The organism is Amycolatopsis sp. NPDC045836 (assembly GCF_056431745.1).
The window spans coordinates 1-18,921 of sequence record NZ_JBWKKF010000009.1 but is presented as its reverse complement, the minus strand read 5'-3'; the positions used below and the strand labels follow the sequence as shown (position 1 = coordinate 18,921).

Genomic DNA, 18,921 nt, shown 5'->3' with positions numbered 1-18,921 from the left:
GGATCACGGGGTGATCGGGAAAACGGGCCTGGTGCTGGCCGGGTTGTCGGTGTCGGCGCTGGTGCTGGCCGGGTGCGACGTCATGGAGCCGGAGGAGCGCTTCAGCGACGGCTCACCGGTGCCGGAGCAGATCAGCAAGGTGCGCTTCGACGTGGCCGCCGGGGAGGTGCGCATCCGGGTCGAGCCGGGAGCGCCGGTTTCGCTGCGGCGCGACGTCCACTACCGCGGCGGCAAGCCGGGCCGGTCGCACCGGGTCGAGGGCGACACGCTGGTGCTGGACAAGTGCGGGAACGACTGCTCGGTGGACTACGACGTGGTCATCCCGGCCGCGTTGCCGGTCACCGGCAGCGCCGCCGCGGGCGACGTGTACGTCACCGGGGCGGGGGCGACCGACGTGCGGGCGGCGGCCGGGCGGGTGGTGCTCGACCGGATCGCCGGATCGGCCGAGGTGGAGGCCTCGGCGGGGGACGTCGAGATCGGCCTGGCCACGGCCGCCGACGCTCGGGTGAAGGCGAGCGCGGGCAGTGTCACGGTCACCGTGCCGCAGGGCACGTACCGGGTCCACACGGAGTCGAACGCGGGCCGGTCGGACGTCTCCGTGCCGAGCACCCCGGACGCCCCGCACGCGCTGGACATCAAGGCGTCGGCCGGTGACGTGACGGTGCGCACCGCATGATCCGCGCCCTGTCCGGGGCGGCCGTTCTGGGGTTGACGGTGTTCGCGGCACCCGCCGCGCAGGGGGCGGCGGGTGGCCTCGACTGGCAGCCCTGCGCGACGCCGCAGACCCCGCCCGGCCTGGAGTGCGCCACCTTGCGCGTGCCGCTGGACTGGTCCCGGCCGGACGGTCCCCGGATCGACCTGGCGGTCAACCGGACCCCGGCCCGCGACCGGGGCAACCGGCTCGGTTCGCTGCTGGTCAACCCCGGCGGGCCGGGTGGCTCGGCGGTGGACGTGGTGGCCTACAACGGCATGGTCGCCGGCACGCCGGAGGGCGCGGTGCTGGCCGAGCGGTTCGACCTGGTCGGGCTGGACCCGCGCGGGGCCGGGCACAGCTCGCCGGTTCGGTGCGACCGGGCTTCGCTGCACGACCCGGCGGTCAGCCGGTTCGGCGACTTCGGCAGGCTCGTCGCGGCCAACCGCAGGGCGGGGCAGGACTGCCTCGACCGCACCGGCCCGCTGCTCGGGCACGTCGACACGCTCAGCGTCGCCAGGGACTTCGAGGCGTTGCGGCGGGGGCTCGGCGAGGAGCGGATCTCCTACTACGGCATGTCGTACGGGACCGAGATCGGGGAGCTGTACGCCGACCTGTACCCGCGGCACGTCCGGGCCATGGTGCTCGACGCACCGGTGGACCACGCGCTGCCGACCCCGGTCGCGGCCCGGGACGAGGCCATCGCCATCGAGGATTCCGCCAACCGCTTCTTCGCCACCTGCGCCGGGTGCCGCGACCAGTTCGACCGGCTGATGACCAGGGCCGATGCCGAAGACCTGACCGACGGCTTCTACGGCTACCTGAACCTCAAAGCGGCCTGGCCGCAGCTGGCGCAAGCGCTTGCGGCGGCCGACGCGGGGGACACCGGTCCGCTGCTGGAGGCCGCGCGGTTCAACGCGCCGGAGTACGGCTCCTACCGCGCGGTCGCCTGCCAGGACTTCCCCGCCGCGCTCACCCCGGGCAGCCACCGGCGGTGGGCCGAGGAGCTGCGGCGGGTGGCGCCGCGCACCTGGCGGTACTCCGAGTTGTGGGAGATGGCCACGGGGTGCGCCGGGTGGCCGGTCCCACCGCGCAACCCGCCCGCGCACCGCCGGGTGACGGGCACCCCGCCGGTGCTGGTGATCGGCGGCACGCACGACCCCGCCACGCCGCTGCGCTGGGCGGAGAGCCTGAGCCGCCGCATCGACGGCAGCCGCCTGCTGGTCGACGAGCGGGACGGCCACGCGGCCCTGCTCCACTCGCCGTGCGCCCGGCAGCGGGCCTCGGACTACCTGGTCGGCGGCACGCTCCCGGAAACCGGTGCCACCTGCCGGGAACAACCGGCGAGCCCGGTACGTTGAGCCAGCAGAAAGGTTGAGCCGCCCCCGCTCAAGTCCAGGTTGACGAAGCGGAGCGGCTCCGGTTAGAACTTGAGTGAGCACCGCTCAACCACGGCGGGCGCACGATCCAGAAGCACAGAGAGAGGGAACGAACCATGGCGCGAGCGGTCGGCATCGACCTCGGTACGACCAACTCGGTCGTCGCCGTCCTGGAGGGCGGCGAGCCGACGGTCATCGCCAACTCGGAAGGGTCGCGGACCACCCCGTCCATCGTCGCCTTCGCCAAGAACGGTGAAGTGCTGACCGGGCAGCCCGCGAAGAACCAGGCCGTCACCAACGTCGACCGGACGATCCGCTCGGTGAAGCGGCACATCGGTACCGACTGGAAGACCGAGATCGACGGCAAGCACTACACCTCGCAGGAGATCAGCGCGCGCGTGCTGATGAAGCTCAAGCGCGACGCCGAGTCCTACCTCGGTGAGGAGATCACCGACGCGGTGATCACCGTGCCCGCGTACTTCGAGGACGCGCAGCGGCAGGCCACCAAGGAAGCCGGCCAGATCGCCGGGCTGAACGTGCTCCGCATCGTCAACGAGCCGACCGCGGCCGCCCTGGCCTACGGCTTGGACAAGGGCGAGAAGGAGCAGACCATCCTGGTCTTCGACCTCGGTGGCGGCACCTTCGACGTCTCCCTGCTGGAGATCGGCGAAGGCGTGGTCGAGGTCCGCGCCACCTCCGGTGACAACCACCTCGGTGGTGACGACTGGGACGAGCGCATCGTCAGCTGGCTGGTCGACAAGTTCAAGTCCTCCAGCGGCATCGACCTGACCAAGGACAAGATGGCGCTGCAGCGCATCCGCGAGGCGGCGGAGAAGGCGAAGATCGAGCTGTCCAGCTCGAACAGCGCCAGCATCAACCTGCCCTACATCACCGTGGACGCGGACAAGAACCCGCTGTTCCTGGACGAGACGCTGTCCAGGGCGGAGTTCCAGCGGATCACCAACGACCTGCTCGAGCGCACCCGCCAGCCGTTCAACAACGTCATCCGCGACGCCGGCATCAGCGTCGGCGACATCGACCACGTGGTGCTCGTCGGTGGTTCCACCCGCATGCCCGCGGTGTCCGACCTGGTCAAGGAGCTGACCGGCGGCCGCGAGCCGAACAAGGGCGTGAACCCGGACGAGGTCGTCGCGGTCGGTGCGGCGCTGCAGGCCGGTGTGCTCAAGGGCGAGGTCAAGGACGTCCTGCTGCTCGACGTGACCCCGCTGTCGCTGGGCATCGAGACCAAGGGCGGGGTGTTCACCAAGCTCATCGAGCGCAACACCACCATTCCGACCAAGCGCTCGGAGATCTTCTCCACCGCCGACGACAACCAGCCCTCGGTGCAGATCCAGGTATTCCAGGGTGAGCGCGAGATCGCCGCGCACAACAAGAAGCTCGGCATGTTCGAGCTGACCGGGCTGCCGCCGGCGCCGCGCGGGGTGCCGCAGATCGAGGTCACCTTCGACATCGACGCCAACGGCATCGTGCACGTGACCGCGAAGGATCTCGGCACCAACAAGGAACAGTCGATGACCATCACCGGCGGCTCCGCGCTGCCGAAGGAGGACATCGACCGCATGGTCAAGGACGCCGAGGCGCACGCCGAAGAGGACAAGAAGCGCCGCGAGGAGGCGGAGACCCGCAACCAGGCGGAGACGCTGGTCTACCAGACCGAGAAGTTCGTCAAGGACAACGAGGACAAGCTGCCCGACGAGCTGAAGGGCAAGGTCAAGTCCGCGATCGACGAGGCGAACGAGGCGCTCAAGGGCACCGACACGGCCAAGATCCGCGAGTCCATCGAGAAGCTGAACAGCGCTTCGCAGGAGCTGGGCACCGCGCTCTACGCCAACGCGAACGCCGCCCAGGAAGCCGCCGGGGACGCGGCTGGTGCCTCCGCCGGGTCGGCCGGGTCGGCCTCCGGCAAGGCGGACGACGTGGTCGACGCCGAGATCGTCGACGAGGACGACAAGAAGGGCGCGGAGGGCGAGAAGAAGTGACCCACGCGAATCGCGAAAACTCCGAGGGTCCCCGGCACGGGACCGGCGCGGAGCCAGAGGAGCCGCGAGTCGTGGTGCGCGATCGCCGCAAGATCGACCCGGTGACCGGTGAGCTGCGGGAGCAGCCGGTGCTCGAGGAGGAGGAAGCGCCCGTGGCTGGCAAGCACGCCGGTCCCTCGCTCGGGGAGTCACTGGTCGACGAAGCCGTGGCGCCGGTGTCCGACCTGGAGAAGCAGCTGGAGGAACGCACCGCGGACCTCCAGCGGCTCCAGGCCGAGTACACCAACTACCGGCGCCGGGTGGACCGCGACCGCGAGCAGGTGGTCAGCGGGGCGAAGGCCGCGGTGGTCGGCGACCTGCTGCCGCTGCTCGACGACCTCGAGCGGGCCGAGCAGCACGGCGACCTCACCGGCGCGTTCAAGGCGGTGGCCGACAAGCTGGTGGCCAGCCTGCAGCGGGCCGGGCTCGAGCCGTTCGGCGCGGAGGGCGAGCCCTTCGACCCGAGCGTGCACGAGGCGGTGCAGCACAACACTTCGTCCGAGGTGGACGGTCCGACGGTGACCCTGGTGATGCGCCGGGGCTACCGCTTCGGCGAGCGGGTGCTGCGGGCGGCGCTGGTCGGGGTCACCGACCACGAACCAGCCGCGGCCCCGGCACCGGCCGCGGAGCCGGTCGCCGAAGTGGCGCCGGAGCTGGACGCCACGCAGTCCGGTGAGCTGCCCCTTGATGAGAACAGTCGCTAGCGACGACCCGGAGGGAGGAGACGCCCGATGAGTGCTCGGGAGTGGATCGGCAAGGATTTCTACCGTGAGTTGGGCGTCTCCTCCGACGCCTCCGCGGACGAGATCAAGAAGGCGTACCGCAAGCTGGCGAAGGAGAACCACCCCGACGCCAACGCGGGCAACGCCGAGGCCGAGAAGAAGTTCAAGGCGGTGTCCGAGGCCTACGGCGTGCTCTCGGACGGCACCAAGCGCAAGGAGTACGACGAGGCCAGGCGCCTGTTCGGGGCGGGCGGCCCCGGGGGTTTCGGGTTTCCCGGAGGCGGCGGAGCCGGTGGCACCGACTTCGGCGACATCTTCGGAAACGCCGCCGGGCAAGGCGGGGGTTTCGGTGGCCTCGGTGACATCCTCGGCGGCCTGTTCGGCCGTCGCGGGGCCGCCGGTGCCACGGCGAACCGCGCGCAACGCGGCGCCGACGTGGAGACCGACGTCCGGATCGACTTCGTCGAGGCGGTCAAGGGCGCGACCCTGCCGCTGCGCCTGTCCAGCCCGGCGACCTGCGGCACCTGCGGTGGCAACGGCGCCAAGCCCGGCACCACCCCGCGGACCTGCGGCAACTGCGGTGGGTCGGGGCTGGTCAGCCGGAGCCAGGGGGCGTTCGCCTTCTCGGAGCCGTGCCGGGAGTGCCGTGGCCGCGGCACCATCATCGACAACCCGTGCGGTGAGTGCGGTGGCGAGGGCATCAGCACCCGCACCCGCACGCTGACCGTGCGGATCCCCGCCGGGGTGGACGACGACCAGCGCATCCGGCTGGCCGGGCAGGGCGAGCCGGGCCGGGGCGGCGCGCAGCCGGGCGACCTCTACGTCCGGGTGCACGTGGCACCGCACGCGGTGTTCGGCCGATCGGGCAATGATCTGACCATCACCGTGCCGGTGAACTTCACCGAACTGGCGCTGGGTGGGACCATCACGGTGCCGACCCTCGACGGCAAGGTCTCGGTCAAGGTGCCGGCGGGCACCGCGAGCGGGCGGGTGCTGCGGGTGCGCGGCAAGGGCATCACCAAACGAGACGGCACCCAGGGCGATCTGCTGGTCACCCTGCAGGTGGCGGTGCCTGCCCGGCTGGACGACCAGGCGCGGGCGGCACTGGAGAGTTACGCGGAGGTCTCCGCGCAGCACGACCCGCGCCCGGAGATCACCGCGCTGATCAGGGAACGGAGCTGAGATGTTCGGTTCTTCGCCGCCGGGTGGCCTGCCACAGGACGAGGACACCCCGGTCTTCGTGATCTCCGTGGCCGCCCAGCTCTCCGGGCTGCACGCGCAGACCCTGCGGTCCTACGACCGCCAGGGCCTGGTCTCCCCCGGCCGCACGGCCGGGGGCGGCAGGCGGTACTCGCTGCGGGACATCGCCCTGCTGCGCGAGGTGCAGCGGCTCTCGCAGGAGGACGGCGTCAACCTCGCCGGGATCAAGCGCATCATCGACCTGGAGAACGAGGTCGATGCCCTGCGTTCGCGGGTCTCGGAACTGACCGAGGAACTGGCCGCCGCCTACGCCGCCGCGGAACAGGCCGCTGCCGCCGTGCACGCCTCGTACCGCAAGGACCTGGTCCCCATGCGGAACCAGACCGCCCTGGTCGTGTGGCGCCCCAGCCGCCCCCACCGCTGACCGACTCTCGGCTCCGCAAACCCCACCTTCAGGCCATCGAGTTCCCCGCGTCACCGGCCGAAGGTCACAGTGGTGATGCCGAAACCCCAGTCCAGCGGCGGCGACCCGATCCCCCGGGGTCGCCGCCGTTCAGTCGATGGTGAACGGGTCGTACTTGATCTGGTCCAGCGCCGTGCCGGCGACCAGCATGCGCGAGACCGTCGCCCGGATCATCGCGGGCGAACCCGAGACCAGCACGTCGTGCTTCGGCCACGCGCCGTACTTGGTGACCACCTCGGCCAGCGTGCCGTGCTCGAAGCCGGGCAGGCCGGGGTTGTTCTCCACCACCGGCACCACGGTCAGCCACGGGTTCACCGCGGCCAGCGAACGCAGTTCCTCCAGGTCGTACAGGTCCTCGCGGTCGCGGCCCCCGTAGAACAGCTTCACCTTCGGGTTCTCACCCCACTGCGCCAGCTCGTCGAGCATCGCGCGCAGCGGGGCCACCCCGGTGCCACCGGCGATCATCAGCACGTCCCGGCCGGACTCCCGGTCGACGGTCAGCCGCCCGAGCGGCGGGCCGAGGCGCCACCGGTCGCCTTCGGCGGTGTGGCTGACGATGGCGCGGGACACCCAGCCGCCCTCGACCGCGCGGATGTGGAACTCGATCGAACCGTCGTCACGCGGGGCGTTCGCCGGGGACAGGTACCGCCACAGCCGCGGCCGCTGCGGCACTTCGACGCTGAGGTACTGGCCGGCCTGGTACGGCACCGGGCTGTCCGGCTCCACCAGCACCAGCGCCAGGTCCCAGGTCAGCCGCCGGTGCCCGGCCACGGTCGCGGTCCACGAACCCGGGTGCCGGTCGGCCGCGGCGGCCTCCTGCATGGCCCGCGCGATGATGGTGAACGCCTCCGCCCACGCCCGCTCCACCTCGGGCGTCCAGTCCGGCCCGAGCTGCGTCTTCAGCGCGGCGAGCAACGCGGTGCCGACCGCCTCGTAGTGGTTCGGGATGACGCCGAACTTGCGGTGGTCGCGCCCCAGCTGGCGCAGGAACGGCACCAGGTCGTCCGGCCGGTCCACCATCTGCACGATGTGCACCAGCGCGCGCACCAGCCGCCCCCGCTGGACCTCCATGTTGATCGGGAAGAAGTCCCTGGTGGCCGGCGCGAGGGTGAACAGCATGCCGTAGAAGAACTGGGAGATCTCCGGTGTGTGCGGCTCGGCCTTCGCCCAGGTGTCACGGATCAACCGCACCATCGCCGCGACGGCGGGCGGTGCCTCCCTGGTGGAGGAGGTCCTGGGTACTGGGCTGACCGGTTCTGCTGTCATCGCTGGCGGGTGTCGGCTCCTGGTCCGGTTGCGGATCGTGGTCGGCGGTGGCGGCGGGGACCGGTGGTCCAGTGGTCCGCTCGCCGATTGTGGCCTGGATTATTCATTAATGCGCGCAGCTCTGGGTTCCGCCGACCGGGGCAGGCCAGCGGCCTGACCCAGGGGTGTCGACGTAGGGAATATTCCCCCTTTCGGAATAAGTCGATCGAGGTAAACGGGCCAGTGGTCTCTGTCGGAGGGTAGTCACAACGCGGGAAAAGCCGCCGGGCGTTGCTCCGTCCGGGTCAACTTGCGTCCGTCGGCCGTGTGATGGATCACTGATAAACTAGTTGCAAGATACAACTAGTAACCCCCGGATTGTTTCCCCGGCCGGGCGACGGGAAGGCTGGCCCCGATGGGTCCCTCAGATGAGGCCGCACTCGAATTGGTACGGCAACTCAAAGTGAACGCGCAGTTGCAGCAGGCGTGGACCACGCACCTGTGGCAGGCCCAGCACGGGCTGCACCCCGCCTCGGCCTGGTTGCTCGCCGAACTCGCCCAGCTCGGGGAAACGCGGCCGTCGGAGCTGGCGAAGCGGCGCATGGTGGACGTGTCCGTGGTCAGCCGCCAGGTGGCCCAGCTGACCGCCGCCGGCCTGATCGAACGCCGACCGGCCCCGGAGGACGGCCGCGCGGCGTTGATCCGCGTGTCCGAACGGGGCGAGGAGGAACTGGTGCGCTGGCGCCGCCAGTACACCGACTTCCTCACCGACGCGCTGGCCGACTGGGCCCCCGGCGAGCTGGACGCGCTCACCGAACGGCTGAAAGCCGCCAACGAGAGCCTCCGCGACACCCTCGCCAAGCGTTCCGCGGCCCGCTGACCTGGAACTTCGTCAAAGTCGGGGTTGAGCGGAACAGACTCAAGTTTCTTGACGTTGTGCATGTCGAAGACTTTTTGGGAAGGCTGGCGTCAGGCGACGCACGACATGAGGTGAGGGATGGACGCTTTCAACCCGACCACGAAGACCCAGCAGGCGATCTCGTCCGCGGCGCAGGCGGCGACGGTCGCCGGCAACCCGGACATCGCGCCGGCCCACCTGCTCGGCGCGCTGCTGGCCCAGGGCGAGGGGCTCGCCGGACCGCTGCTGACCGCGGTCGGGGCGGACCCGGAGCAGGTGCACAAGGAGCTGGAGCCGATCACCCAGGCGCTGCCGTCCGCGGTCGGCGCCACCGTTTCGCAGCCCCAGTTCGACACCCACGCGGTCAAGTCGATCACCCGCGCGCAGAAGCTGGCCACCGAACTCGGCGACGAGTACGTCTCCACCGAGCACCTGATGGTCGGCCTGGCCGCGGAGGGCGGGCAGGTGGCCGACCTGCTCAAGCGCCACGGCGCCACGCCGGACGCGCTGCGCGAGGCGTTCACCGCGGTCCGCGGTTCGGCCCGGATCACCAGCCCGGACCCGGAGGGCACGTTCAAGGCGCTGGAGAAGTACGGCGTCGACCTGACCGCCCGCGCCCGCGCGGGTGAGCTGGACCCGGTGATCGGCCGCGACACCGAGATCCGCCGCGTGGTGCAGGTGCTCTCGCGCCGGACCAAGAACAACCCGGTGCTGATCGGTGAGCCGGGCGTCGGCAAGACGGCCATCGTCGAGGGGCTCGCCCAGCGCATCGTCGCCGGGGACGTGCCGGAGTCGCTGCGCGGCAAGCGCGTGGTCGCGCTCGACCTCGGGTCCATGGTGGCCGGTGCCAAGTTCCGCGGTGAGTTCGAGGAACGGCTCAAGGCCGTGCTCAAGGAGATCACCGACTCGGCCGGCCGGGTGGTCACCTTCATCGACGAGCTGCACACCATCGTCGGCGCCGGTGCCACCGGTGAAGGCGCGATGGACGCGGGCAACATGATCAAGCCGATGCTCGCCCGCGGTGAGCTGCGCATGGTCGGCGCCACCACGCTGGACGAGTACCGCCAGCACATCGAGAAGGACGCCGCGCTGGAGCGCCGGTTCCAGCAGGTGCTGGTCGGCGAGCCGTCCACCGAGGACACCATCGGCATCCTGCGCGGGCTCAAGGAGCGCTACGAGGTCCACCACGGCGTGCGCATCACCGACGGCGCGCTGGTCGCCGCGGCCACGCTGTCCGACCGCTACATCACCGCCCGGTTCCTCCCGGACAAGGCGATCGACCTGGTCGACGAGGCCGCGTCCCGGCTGCGCATGGAGATCGACTCGCGGCCGGTGGAGATCGACGAGGTCGAGCGCGCGGTGCGGCGGATGGAGATCGAGGAGATGGCGTTGTCCAAAGAGGACGACGCCGCGTCGAAGCAGCGGCTGGCCGCGTTGCGCGCCGAACTGGCCGAGAAGCGCGAGCAGCTGTCGGCGCTGACCGCCCGCTGGCAGAACGAGAAGGGCTCCATCGAGCGGGTCCGCGACCTCAAGGAGCAGCTGGAGCAGCTGCGCGGCGAGTCGGAGCGGGCCGAGCGCGACGGTGACCTCGGCCGGGCCGCCGAGCTGCGCTACGGCAAGATCCCCGCGCTGGAGAAGGAACTGGACGCCGCGACCGCCACCGAGAAGGCCGTGCAGGCCGAGGTGATGCTCAAGGAGGAGGTCGGCGCGGACGACGTCGCGGACGTGGTCAGCGCGTGGACCGGCATCCCGGCGGGCAGGCTGCTCGAAGGCGAGACCGGCAAGCTGCTCCGGATGGAGGAGGAGCTGGGCAGGCGGGTGATCGGCCAGGAGGAGGCGGTCAAGGTCGTCTCCGACGCGGTCCGCCGCACCAGGGCCGGGGTGGCCGACCCGGACCGCCCGACCGGTTCGTTCCTGTTCCTCGGCCCGACCGGCGTCGGCAAGACCGAGCTGGCGAAGGCGCTGGCGGAGTTCCTGTTCGACGACGAGCGCGCGATGCTCCGGATCGACATGAGCGAGTACGCCGAGAAGCACTCGGTGGCCAGGCTGGTCGGCGCGCCGCCCGGGTACGTCGGTTACGACCAGGGCGGGCAGCTGACCGAGTCGGTGCGGCGCCGGCCGTACAGCGTGGTGCTGCTCGACGAGGTGGAGAAGGCGCACCCGGACGTGTTCGACGTGCTGCTCCAGGTGCTCGACGACGGCAGGCTGACCGACGGCCAGGGCCGGACGGTCGACTTCCGCAACACCATCCTGGTGCTCACCTCGAACCTCGGTTCGCAGTCGATCGCCGACGCCGCGCTGGACGAGCGGCAGCGCCGGGACGCGGTGCTCTCGGTGGTGCAGCGGCACTTCAAGCCGGAGTTCCTGAACCGGCTGGACGACCTGGTGGTCTTCCACTCGCTCGGCACCGAGCAGCTGACGTCCATTGTGGACATCCAGGTGGACCGGCTGGCCCAGCGGCTGGCGCAGCGCCGGCTCACCCTGGAGGTCACCGACGGGGCGCGCGAGTGGCTGGCGCTCAACGGCTTCGACCCGATCTACGGGGCCAGGCCGCTGCGGCGGCTGGTGCAGTCCGCGATCGGCGACCAGCTGGCGCGGCTGCTGCTCGGCGGTGAGGTGCTCGACGGTGACACGGTCCGGGTGGACATCCCGGACGAAGCGGGCGACGCCCTGAGCGTGACCCGCGCCTGACCCCGCGGAGGTCGCCCCCACTCGATCGGGTGGGGGCGACACGGCGTCCTGATCTCGGCCTTCCGGCCCAGGGCGATACGCTGGTGTTCGTGGGAATACCGGCGTGGATCTGGTTCGTCGTGGCCGCCGTCGCCTTGCTGGCGGGGCTCGGGTTGCTCGCTGCCGACCGGGCCCGTGAGGGCTCGCGCAACCGGGAGCGAATGCGCTGGGCCGACCTCAGAGGCTGGGAGTTCGTCGAGGAGGACGAACGCCTGCCGCGGCAGTGGTCGGGCGGGGCGATCGGTTACTTCGGCGCCGAGGCCGCGGTCAACGTGGTGGGCGGGTCCACCTTCACCTCGGACGGCCGCCGCCCGGTCTTCGTCTTCGACATCGAGTCCGACGGGCAGATCCCGGCGGTGATCGTGGCCGTGCGCTGCAACCGCGTGCACCAGGTGCTGGTGGAGCTGTGGCTGGCCAGCGTGCCGTTCCAGCGCGCGGAGATGCCGGAGCTGCTCGGCCCGGTCGGCCAGCGCTACGCCTTCGCCGACGACGCCGAGGGGGCCCGCGCGGTGATCACCCAGGAGCTGGTGGACGCGGCGGACGCGCTCGGCGGTGACGTCGGCGTGGCCTGGCTGGAGAACGAATGGGTGCTCGCCAGCGTCGCGCCGAACGCCGGGCCGTCGCGCCTGGAGCGGCTGCTGCGCGACCTCGGCGAGATCGCCGACATCGTGGACCCGTTCGACGAGGCCGTCGACCCCGCGCACGAGACCAGGCACTGGCAGAACCCGGCCACCGCGCCGGCACCCGCCGCCGCCGAGCCGCAGCAGCAGGCGGGCGAATAACGCCGTGGGCACCGCACTCGTCACCGGGGCCACCGCGGGCATCGGCGCCGCCTTCGCCCGCAGGTTCGCCACCGAGGGCCACGACCTGGTGCTGGTCGCGCGGGACGCGGCCCGGCTGGAGCAGCTGGCCGCCGAGCTGATCGAACGGCACGGGATCGGCGCCGAGGTGCTGCCCGCCGACCTCGCTTCGGCCGAGGGCCGGGCGAAGGTGGAGGACCGGGTCGCCGAAGGCGTCGACACCCTGGTCAACAACGCCGGGTTCGGCCTCGGCGGGGAACTGCAGGACGCTTCGCTGGAGCAGTTGCAGGCCCAGCTGGACGTCAACGTCACGGCGGTGCTGCGGCTGACCCGCGTCGCGCTGCCCGGCATGCTGGAGCGCGGCCGCGGCGACGTGATCAACGTGTCGAGCGTGGCCGGTTTCCTGCCCGGCCGCGGTTCCACCTACACCGCCAGCAAGACCTACGTCACCGCGTTCACCGAGGGCGTCGCCGGTTCCGTGCAGGGCACCGGGGTGCGCGTGCTGGCGCTGTGCCCGGGGTTCACCCACACCGAGTTCCACCAGCGGGCCGGGCTGGACAAGCCGGGGCCGCAGCTGTTCTGGCTCGACGCCGAGCGGGTGGTCGACGACTGCCTGGCCGACCTGCGCCGCGGGCGCTGGATCTCGGTGCCCAGCCCGCAGTACAAGGCGCTGGTGGGCGCACTGCGCGTGGTGCCGCGGTCGCTCATCCGGTTCGCCGCCGGTCGCTTCGCCGGGCGCGGCCGGACCTGAGCCGGCCCGCCGGTGCCGTGTGAGAGGCTGAGCGCCGTGGCGAATCCTGGCATTGATCAAGCGGCGAAACTCGAGCTAGCCCGGCTCATCACCGAACTGTCCGTGGTGCACGGCAAGGTGACCCTGGCTTCCGGCAAGGAAGCCGACTACTACGTCGACCTCCGGCGCGCGACCCTGCACCACGCGGCCGCCCCGCTCATCGGCAAGCTGCTCCGCCAGCTCACCGCGGACTGGGACTTCGTCTCGGTCGGCGGGCTCACCCTCGGCGCGGACCCGGTCGCCACGGCCATGCTGCACTCGGCCGCCTGCGACGGCGTGGTGCTCGACGCCTTCGTGGTCCGCAAGGAGACCAAGGCGCACGGCATGCAGCGCCGGGTCGAAGGGGTTGAGGTGCGGGGCCAGCGGGTACTCGCGGTGGAGGACACCTCCACCACCGGGGGCAGCGTGCTGACCGCGGTGCGGGCACTGGAAGAGGCCGGCGCCACGGTGGTGGGTGTGGCCACCGTGGTGGACCGCGACACGGGGGCGCGGGAGGCGATCGAGAAGGAAGGGCTGGCGTACCGGTACCTGCTGGACGCGAGTGATCTCGGTCTCTCCTGAGACCACGCCCGTGCCGGGCGCGATCAGGAAGGGACGACATGCCGCACGAGCCGCTCGACCCACCGGATCGCCCCGGCCCCAAGCCGTATTCGCGTCCGGGGAAGCCGCCGGGAGCTCCGGACCAGTACCCGAAGGAGACCCCGCAGCGCTACCCCGCGGAGAAGCCCGACGGCTTTCCGGGGGACGACCCGCCACCACCGCCGCGCTGATCACCAGCGGTTCTCCAGCGCACAGGAGTACGTTGGAGGTGTAAGGGGGACGTGAAGGGGATGGGGTGAGCTGGGCATGGCCGGATTTCTCGCCGATGTCACGGTCGCGGTACACGTTCTTGCCCTGCTGTACATCGGGTTCGGCGGGTTCGTGGCGTGGCGCTGGCCGAAGACGATCTTCGTGCACGTGTTCTTCGCGGCGTGGGGCATCCTGGTGAACGTCTTCCCGATCCCGTGCCCGCTGACCGCGCTGGAGAACCACTTCCGCGCCCAGCAGGGGCTGGGTGACCTGCCCGGCGGCTTCAACGCCTACTACATCTACGACACGGTGTTCCCGCGCGACATGATGCCGGTGGTGGTGTCGATCGCGTTCGTGGTGCTGGTCGTTTCCTACATCGGCGCGTACGTGCACTGGAAGCACCGCGACAGCGACGACGGCACCGGCGCCGAGGGCACGCGCGCCCACCCCATCGGCCTCGGCTGAACCTGACAGAATCGCGACGTGGTCATCGTTGCGGTCTTCGTCGGCATCATCCTGCTCGGCCTGGTGATCGGCCTGGTCATGCGGCCGAAGGTGCAGGCGAGAGCCAGGGCGCACGTGGACGCCGTGCAGGCGATGGCGGCGAACTTCGGCTGGCGGATCGACCGCAGCCCGGTCCCGGACCTCCGCGCCCGCCTGCCGCTGGGTGGCATGTTCAACGCCGATACCGCCATCCGGGCCACCGCGCAGCTCACCGGCCAGTGGCGGGGCGTGCCGGTGGTGGCGCTCCAGCTGACCTACGGCACGGACGGCGTGGCCACCCGCACCTGGCACACCATGACGATGCTGATGGTGCCGCGGCCGGTGCCCGGTACCGTGGTCGCGCTGACCACGCAGGGCCGGTCGTGGGCGAACTTCCTCGCTTCGGACCGGCAGATCGGCTACCCCGAGTTCGACCAGCGCTACCACGTGCACGCGAAGAACGACGAGTACGCGCGCGCCACGCTCACCCCGGCGGTGGCCGGCCTGCTCGCCACCGACCCCCGCATGCAGGACCGGATGCTGTTCTTCGGTGAGCACGACCTCGCCGCCTGCTTCCCCGGTGCCATCACGCAGCCGCAGGTGGTCGCGCAGACCGCGGACCTGCTGCTGGAGGTCTCGCAGCGGCTGGCCGTCCGATGACCGAGGCGGGGCCGACCGAGTGGGTGGCCGAGCACGAGGTCGGCGTCGGGCCGTGGCCCGGGGCGTGGCCGGCGGACGAGCGGTACGACCCGGAGCTGCTGGAGCACGGCGACCGCCGCAACGTGGTGGACGCCTACCGCTACTGGCGGCGCGAGGCCATCGTGTCCGATGTGGACAGCCGACGGCACCCGTTCCACGTGGCCATCGAGAACTTCCAGCACGACCACAACATCGGCACGGTGGTGCGCACGGCGAACGCCTTCGCCGCGGCCGCCGTGCACATCGTCGGGCGGCGCCGGTGGAACCGCCGGGGCGCCATGGTGACCGATCGCTACCAGCACCTGCACCACCACGCTTCGGTCGGCGAGTTCACCGCCCACGCCGCGGAATCCGGGCTGACCGTGGTCGCCGTCGACAACACCCCGGGCGCGGTCCGGCTGGAAACCGCGGAGTTGCCCCGCGACTGCGTCCTGCTGTTCGGGCAGGAGGGTCCCGGGCTGTCCGCCGAAGCGCAGGAAGCCGCCTCGCTGGTGGTCTCGATCGCCCAGTTCGGCACCACGCGCTCGATCAACGCCGGGGTGGCGGCGGGCATCGTCATGCACACCTGGGTCCGGCAGCACGCGGACCTCTCCGCCGCCTGGTGAAGTTCAGGCGGGCGCGATCTCGACCGGGATGCCGTTGAGCACGCTGGTCCCGGACAGCGCGTCCATCAGGGTTTCGTCGGAGAGCAGGTTGGTGTTCGCGCCGGCGTGGGCGGTGGCGACGGCGGTGCGCGTGCCGTCGGCGTGGTGGCCCCAGCCGTGCGGGATGCTCACCACGCCGGGCCGGATGCCGTCGGTGACCTCCACCGGCACCTCGATCCTGCCCGCCCGCGAATGGACCACGGCCTGACCGCCGTCGGTCAGCCCGAGCCGGGTGGCGTCCTCGGGGTGCACCTGCACCGTGCACCGGTTCTGCCCGCGCACCAGCGGTTCCAGGTTGTGCATCCAGGAGTTGTTCGAGCTGAGGTGCCGCCGCCCGATGAGGACCAGTTCGCCGTCCGGGACCTTCGCCAGCTCGGCCGCCAGGCGCGGCACGTCCGCGGTGATCGGTTCCGGGGCCAGTTCGATCTTGCCGCTGGCCGTGGTCAGGACCTCCGGGACGCGCTGCTTCAGCGGTCCGAGGTCGACCCCGTGCGGGGCGGCTTCGAGATCGGCGAGCGTCAGGTCGTACGGGCCCGCGCGCAGCATCAGGTCGACCAGGCGCTCCGGACCGGTGCGGTCCGACACCGCGGGGTCCAGCCCCGACCGGCGCGCGGCCTCGGCGGCGACGAACTCGTCCAGCGCGGCGACGTCGGCGTTCGGGCCCTGACCGGTGACGATGCCGGTCAGCCGCAGCATCGTCTCCCACTCCTGCGGCAGGTCGGTGGGCAGCGCGGCCGGTGTCCAGTTCGCCACGTCCCGGACCGCGTACTGGTACAGCGCCACGTCGTAGTGCGGCCGTTCCAGCGCGCTCGGACCGGGCAGGATGACGTCGGCCAGCCTGCTCGTCTCGTTGAGGTAGACGTCCAGCGACACCATGAAGTCGAGCTGCTCCAGTGCGCCGGTGAGCCGTTCGGCGTTCGGGGTGCTCAGGCACGGGTTGCCGCTGACCGTGATCAGCGCACGCACCCGGCCTTCGCCGGGGGTGAGGATTTCGTCGGCGAGCACGCCGACCGGGACTTCGCCGAGCACCTCGGGCAGCCCGTGCACGCGGGTCTTCCAGCGGCCGGTGCGGAACGGCTTCGGCTTCGGGGAGGAGCTGTTCGGCTGCCCGGCGGCGGCCAGCGGGAACATCGCGCCACCGGGTTCGTCGAGGTTGCCGGTGAGCGTGTTGAGCACGTCGACCAGCCAGCTGGCGACCGTGCCGAACGCCTGCGTGGTGGTGCCGATCCGGCCGTAGACCGCGGCTTGCTCGGCGCCGGCCAGCTCGAGCGCGAGCCGCCGGATCTCCGCGGCGTCGATGCCGGTCGGCCCGGCGGCGGCTTCGGGGGTGAACCGGCGCGCCAGCTCGCGGACCTCGCCGACGCCGTTGACGTGCTCGGCGAGCCTGCCCAGCCGGACGCGGTTCTCCGTGAACAGCACGTTGACCATGGCGAACAGCAGCAGCGCGTCGGTGCCGGGGCGGATGGCGTGGTGCTCGTCGGCGAGTTCGGCGGTGCGCGTGCGCCGCGGGTCCACCACGACGACCTTGCCGCCGCGGCGCTGGATGCCCTTCAGCCTGCCGCGGGCGTCCGGGGCGGTCATCAGGCTGCCGTTGGAGACCAGCGGGTTCGCGCCGAGGATGAGCAGGTGCCGGGTGCGGTCGAGGTCGGGCACCGGGATGGACAGGCCGTTGCCGAACAGGTATCCGGAGGAGAAGTGCTTCGGCACCTGGTCGACCGTGCCCGCGGTGAAGAAGTTCCTGGTGCCGAGGGCCTTGTAGAAGACGCGGCCGTAGAGCAGGTTGCCGAGGTTGTGCGCGCTGGGGTTGCCGATGTAGAGGGCCACGGCGTCCCTGCCGTGCGCCTCGATGACCGGCAGCAGGCGGGCGTGGATTTCGGCGAACGCCTCGTCCCAGCCGACCTCGACGAATTCGCCGTCGCGCTTGACCAGCGGGGTGCGCAGGCGGTCGGGGTCGTGGTGCAGCGCGCCGAGCGAGGCGCCCTTGGGGCAGATGAACCCGCCCGAGAAGACGTCGGCGTCGTCCCCTCGCACCTTCGTGACCCGGGTTCCCTCGAACGTGACGTCGAGTCCGCAGGTCGCTTCGCACAGTGGGCAGGTGACGGCAGCCATCGCCTGAACATACCGACGGGTATGTCGACGGACAAGGGAGAATCGGCGGTATGACGGCGGCGGAACGGGCCAGTGCGGCGGAGTTCGCGGTGCGCGAACGGCATTTCCGGAGGGTGTGGGGGTTGCCGTCGACGGTGCTCGCCCGCAGCGGCTGGCCGCCGGATCCGGGGCAGCGGGTGCACTGGCACTGGAACTACTGGTGGCAGGCGCACGTGCTGGACTGCCTGGTCGACGCGCAACTGCGGGCGCCGTCCGAAGAACGCGCCGGGCTGATCGAGCGGTACGCGCGCTCGATCCGGCTGCGGAACTTCGGGCGCTGGACGAACGAGTACTACGACGACATGGCCTGGCTGGGGATCGCGCTGGATCGGGCTTCGCGGGTCGTGGGTGTGGATTTCGGGCCTGCGCTGGACGCCATTCTCGGGGAATTGCGGGACGGGTGGACCGAGGACGCGGGCGGGGGGATCTGGTGGCGGAAGAACGACCGGTTCAAGAACGCCCCGGCGAACGGTCCGGCGGCGATCCTGCACGCGCGGCGGGGTGAGGTGACGCGGGCGCGGGAGTTGTTCGAGTGGATGGATTCGCGGTTGGTGGATCCGGGGACGGGGTTGGTCTGGGACGGGCTGCGGGTGGACAGCGGGGAGTTGGTGAAGCTGGTTTACACGTACTGCCAGGGGGTGTTCCTGGGGACGTGCGTGGAACTGTCCGAAGTGGAGGCCGCGGAACGGACGGTGGCGGCGGTGGCCGAGCACTGCGCGCCGGGTGGGGTGCTGGTCGGTCAGGGTGGCGGGGACGGGGGGTTGTTCGCGGGGATCCTGGCGCGGTACCTGGCGTTGGCGGCCCGGCGGTTGGCGGGTCCGGTGGCCGGGGTGGCGCGGGATCTGGTGCTCGCTTCGGCGGACGCTTGCTGGGCTGCGGCGGGGGACGGAGTGGTCTTTGGTCCTGATTGGACGGTGCCCGTCCCGGTGCCGGTGGGGGGTGCGGCGCGGGACCTGTCGGTGCAGGTGGGGGCTTGGCTGCTGCTGGAGGCGGCGGTGACGGTGGAGTGAGTGTGGCGTGGGGGCCACCCCGCCGTGTTCTTGCTGCGGATCGGGGTGGGGCGGGGGGTGTGGGTGCCCCTCCTGCCGAGCTGTCCGGTTCCGGTGGGGGGGTGTCCCTATGTGGTTGTCAAGCCGCAGCGGGGGTTGAGGTGGGTTCGGGGTGGCGGTAGTGGGTTCGGTTGCGGAGCATGGCGTAGAGG

General features: G+C 71.4%; 17 protein-coding genes. 15 read left to right on the top strand and 2 right to left on the bottom strand.

Going from position 1 to position 18,921, the window contains the following annotated elements:
• Positions 1 to 10 precede the first annotated feature (10 nt).
• The 6 genes from AC07EG_RS18735 (at position 11) to AC07EG_RS18710 (ending at position 6,455) form a co-directional block, all read left to right on the top strand.
• A complete protein-coding gene (locus tag AC07EG_RS18735; RefSeq protein ID WP_478254384.1) occupies positions 11 to 676 on the top strand; it encodes a DUF4097 family beta strand repeat-containing protein in 666 nt (221 codons plus the stop codon).
• Complete coding sequence (locus AC07EG_RS18730) at positions 673 to 2,052, top strand: alpha/beta hydrolase (protein ID WP_478254383.1); 1,380 nt, start codon at positions 673 to 675, stop codon at positions 2,050 to 2,052. Before AC07EG_RS18735 ends, AC07EG_RS18730 begins: the two co-directional genes overlap by 4 nt.
• A gap of 134 nt (positions 2,053 to 2,186) precedes the next feature.
• Positions 2,187 to 4,070, top strand: a complete 1,884-nt coding sequence (gene dnaK / locus AC07EG_RS18725) for a molecular chaperone DnaK (protein ID WP_478254382.1) — start codon at positions 2,187 to 2,189, stop codon at positions 4,068 to 4,070.
• Positions 4,067 to 4,813, top strand: coding sequence for a nucleotide exchange factor GrpE (gene grpE / locus AC07EG_RS18720; protein ID WP_478254381.1), 747 nt, complete (start codon positions 4,067 to 4,069; stop codon positions 4,811 to 4,813). Before dnaK ends, grpE begins: the two co-directional genes overlap by 4 nt.
• Before the next feature lie 27 nt (positions 4,814 to 4,840).
• Positions 4,841 to 6,013, top strand: coding sequence for a molecular chaperone DnaJ (gene dnaJ, locus AC07EG_RS18715; protein WP_478254380.1), 1,173 nt, complete (start codon positions 4,841 to 4,843; stop codon positions 6,011 to 6,013).
• Position 6,014: 1 nt separating this feature from the next.
• A complete protein-coding gene (locus tag AC07EG_RS18710) occupies positions 6,015 to 6,455 on the top strand; it encodes a heat shock protein transcriptional repressor HspR (protein WP_478254379.1) in 441 nt (146 codons plus the stop codon).
• 129 nt (positions 6,456 to 6,584) lie between these two features.
• On the opposite strand, the gene AC07EG_RS18705 is transcribed toward AC07EG_RS18710, so the two are convergent.
• Positions 6,585 to 7,760 (bottom strand): globin domain-containing protein, encoded by a 1,176-nt coding sequence (locus tag AC07EG_RS18705; RefSeq protein WP_478254378.1) that lies wholly within the window; start codon positions 7,758 to 7,760, stop codon positions 6,585 to 6,587.
• 394 nt (positions 7,761 to 8,154) lie between these two features.
• Here AC07EG_RS18705 and AC07EG_RS18700 point away from each other — a divergent pair, with 394 nt between their 5' ends.
• The 8 genes from AC07EG_RS18700 to AC07EG_RS18665 all read left to right on the top strand — a co-directional run bounded on the left by AC07EG_RS18700 (position 8,155) and on the right by AC07EG_RS18665 (position 15,533).
• A complete protein-coding gene (locus AC07EG_RS18700; protein WP_478254377.1) occupies positions 8,155 to 8,619 on the top strand; it encodes a MarR family winged helix-turn-helix transcriptional regulator in 465 nt (154 codons plus the stop codon).
• 117 nt (positions 8,620 to 8,736) lie between these two features.
• Positions 8,737 to 11,328 (top strand): ATP-dependent chaperone ClpB, encoded by a 2,592-nt coding sequence (gene clpB, locus AC07EG_RS18695; protein WP_478254376.1) that lies wholly within the window; start codon positions 8,737 to 8,739, stop codon positions 11,326 to 11,328.
• Between the two features lie 89 nt (positions 11,329 to 11,417).
• Positions 11,418 to 12,149 carry a type III secretion system chaperone family protein gene (locus AC07EG_RS18690; protein WP_478254375.1) on the top strand — a complete coding sequence of 244 codons (732 nt, stop codon included), beginning with the start codon at positions 11,418 to 11,420 and terminating at the stop codon, positions 12,147 to 12,149.
• A 4-nt stretch (positions 12,150 to 12,153) separates the two neighbouring features.
• The gene (locus AC07EG_RS18685) at positions 12,154 to 12,918 is read left to right on the top strand and encodes an SDR family NAD(P)-dependent oxidoreductase (protein WP_478254374.1); all 765 of its coding nucleotides are present in this window, start codon (positions 12,154 to 12,156) and stop codon (positions 12,916 to 12,918) included.
• A 36-nt stretch (positions 12,919 to 12,954) separates the two neighbouring features.
• Positions 12,955 to 13,518, top strand: coding sequence for an orotate phosphoribosyltransferase (gene pyrE, locus AC07EG_RS18680; protein ID WP_478254373.1), 564 nt, complete (start codon positions 12,955 to 12,957; stop codon positions 13,516 to 13,518).
• Between the two features lie 285 nt (positions 13,519 to 13,803).
• The gene (locus tag AC07EG_RS18675; protein WP_478254372.1) at positions 13,804 to 14,211 is read left to right on the top strand and encodes a DUF2784 domain-containing protein; all 408 of its coding nucleotides are present in this window, start codon (positions 13,804 to 13,806) and stop codon (positions 14,209 to 14,211) included.
• An 18-nt stretch (positions 14,212 to 14,229) separates the two neighbouring features.
• Complete coding sequence (locus AC07EG_RS18670; protein WP_478254371.1) at positions 14,230 to 14,889, top strand: hypothetical protein; 660 nt, start codon at positions 14,230 to 14,232, stop codon at positions 14,887 to 14,889.
• Positions 14,886 to 15,533: a TrmH family RNA methyltransferase gene (locus AC07EG_RS18665; protein ID WP_478254370.1), complete on the top strand. Its 648-nt coding sequence runs from the start codon at positions 14,886 to 14,888 to the stop codon at positions 15,531 to 15,533. The genes AC07EG_RS18670 and AC07EG_RS18665 overlap by 4 nt, the downstream gene beginning before the upstream one ends.
• A gap of 3 nt (positions 15,534 to 15,536) precedes the next feature.
• Here AC07EG_RS18665 and AC07EG_RS18660 read toward each other — a convergent pair whose 3' ends face one another.
• Positions 15,537 to 17,681: a molybdopterin-dependent oxidoreductase gene (locus tag AC07EG_RS18660; RefSeq protein WP_478254369.1), complete on the bottom strand. Its 2,145-nt coding sequence runs from the start codon at positions 17,679 to 17,681 to the stop codon at positions 15,537 to 15,539.
• Positions 17,682 to 17,731: 50 nt separating this feature from the next.
• Here AC07EG_RS18660 and AC07EG_RS18655 point away from each other — a divergent pair, with 50 nt between their 5' ends.
• A complete protein-coding gene (locus AC07EG_RS18655; protein WP_478254368.1) occupies positions 17,732 to 18,730 on the top strand; it encodes a glycoside hydrolase family 76 protein in 999 nt (332 codons plus the stop codon).
• Positions 18,731 to 18,921 lie beyond the last annotated feature (191 nt).

Excerpts from the sequence above, each read along its gene's own strand:
- AC07EG_RS18730 (WP_478254383.1), top strand. The coding sequence starts at position 673 with ATGATCCGCGCCCTGTCCGGGGCGGCCGTTCTGGGGTTGACGGTGTTC.
- dnaK (WP_478254382.1), top strand. The coding sequence starts at position 2,187 with ATGGCGCGAGCGGTCGGCATCGACCTCGGTACGACCAACTCGGTCGTC.
- dnaJ (WP_478254380.1), top strand. The coding sequence starts at position 4,841 with ATGAGTGCTCGGGAGTGGATCGGCAAGGATTTCTACCGTGAGTTGGGC.
- AC07EG_RS18710 (WP_478254379.1), top strand. The coding sequence starts at position 6,015 with ATGTTCGGTTCTTCGCCGCCGGGTGGCCTGCCACAGGACGAGGACACC.
- AC07EG_RS18705 (WP_478254378.1), bottom strand. The coding sequence starts at position 7,760 with ATGACAGCAGAACCGGTCAGCCCAGTACCCAGGACCTCCTCCACCAGG.
- AC07EG_RS18700 (WP_478254377.1), top strand. The coding sequence starts at position 8,155 with ATGGGTCCCTCAGATGAGGCCGCACTCGAATTGGTACGGCAACTCAAA.
- clpB (WP_478254376.1), top strand. The coding sequence starts at position 8,737 with ATGGACGCTTTCAACCCGACCACGAAGACCCAGCAGGCGATCTCGTCC.
- AC07EG_RS18675 (WP_478254372.1), top strand. The coding sequence starts at position 13,804 with ATGGCCGGATTTCTCGCCGATGTCACGGTCGCGGTACACGTTCTTGCC.
- AC07EG_RS18665 (WP_478254370.1), top strand. The coding sequence starts at position 14,886 with ATGACCGAGGCGGGGCCGACCGAGTGGGTGGCCGAGCACGAGGTCGGC.
- AC07EG_RS18660 (WP_478254369.1), bottom strand. The coding sequence starts at position 17,681 with ATGGCTGCCGTCACCTGCCCACTGTGCGAAGCGACCTGCGGACTCGAC.
- AC07EG_RS18655 (WP_478254368.1), top strand. The coding sequence starts at position 17,732 with ATGACGGCGGCGGAACGGGCCAGTGCGGCGGAGTTCGCGGTGCGCGAA.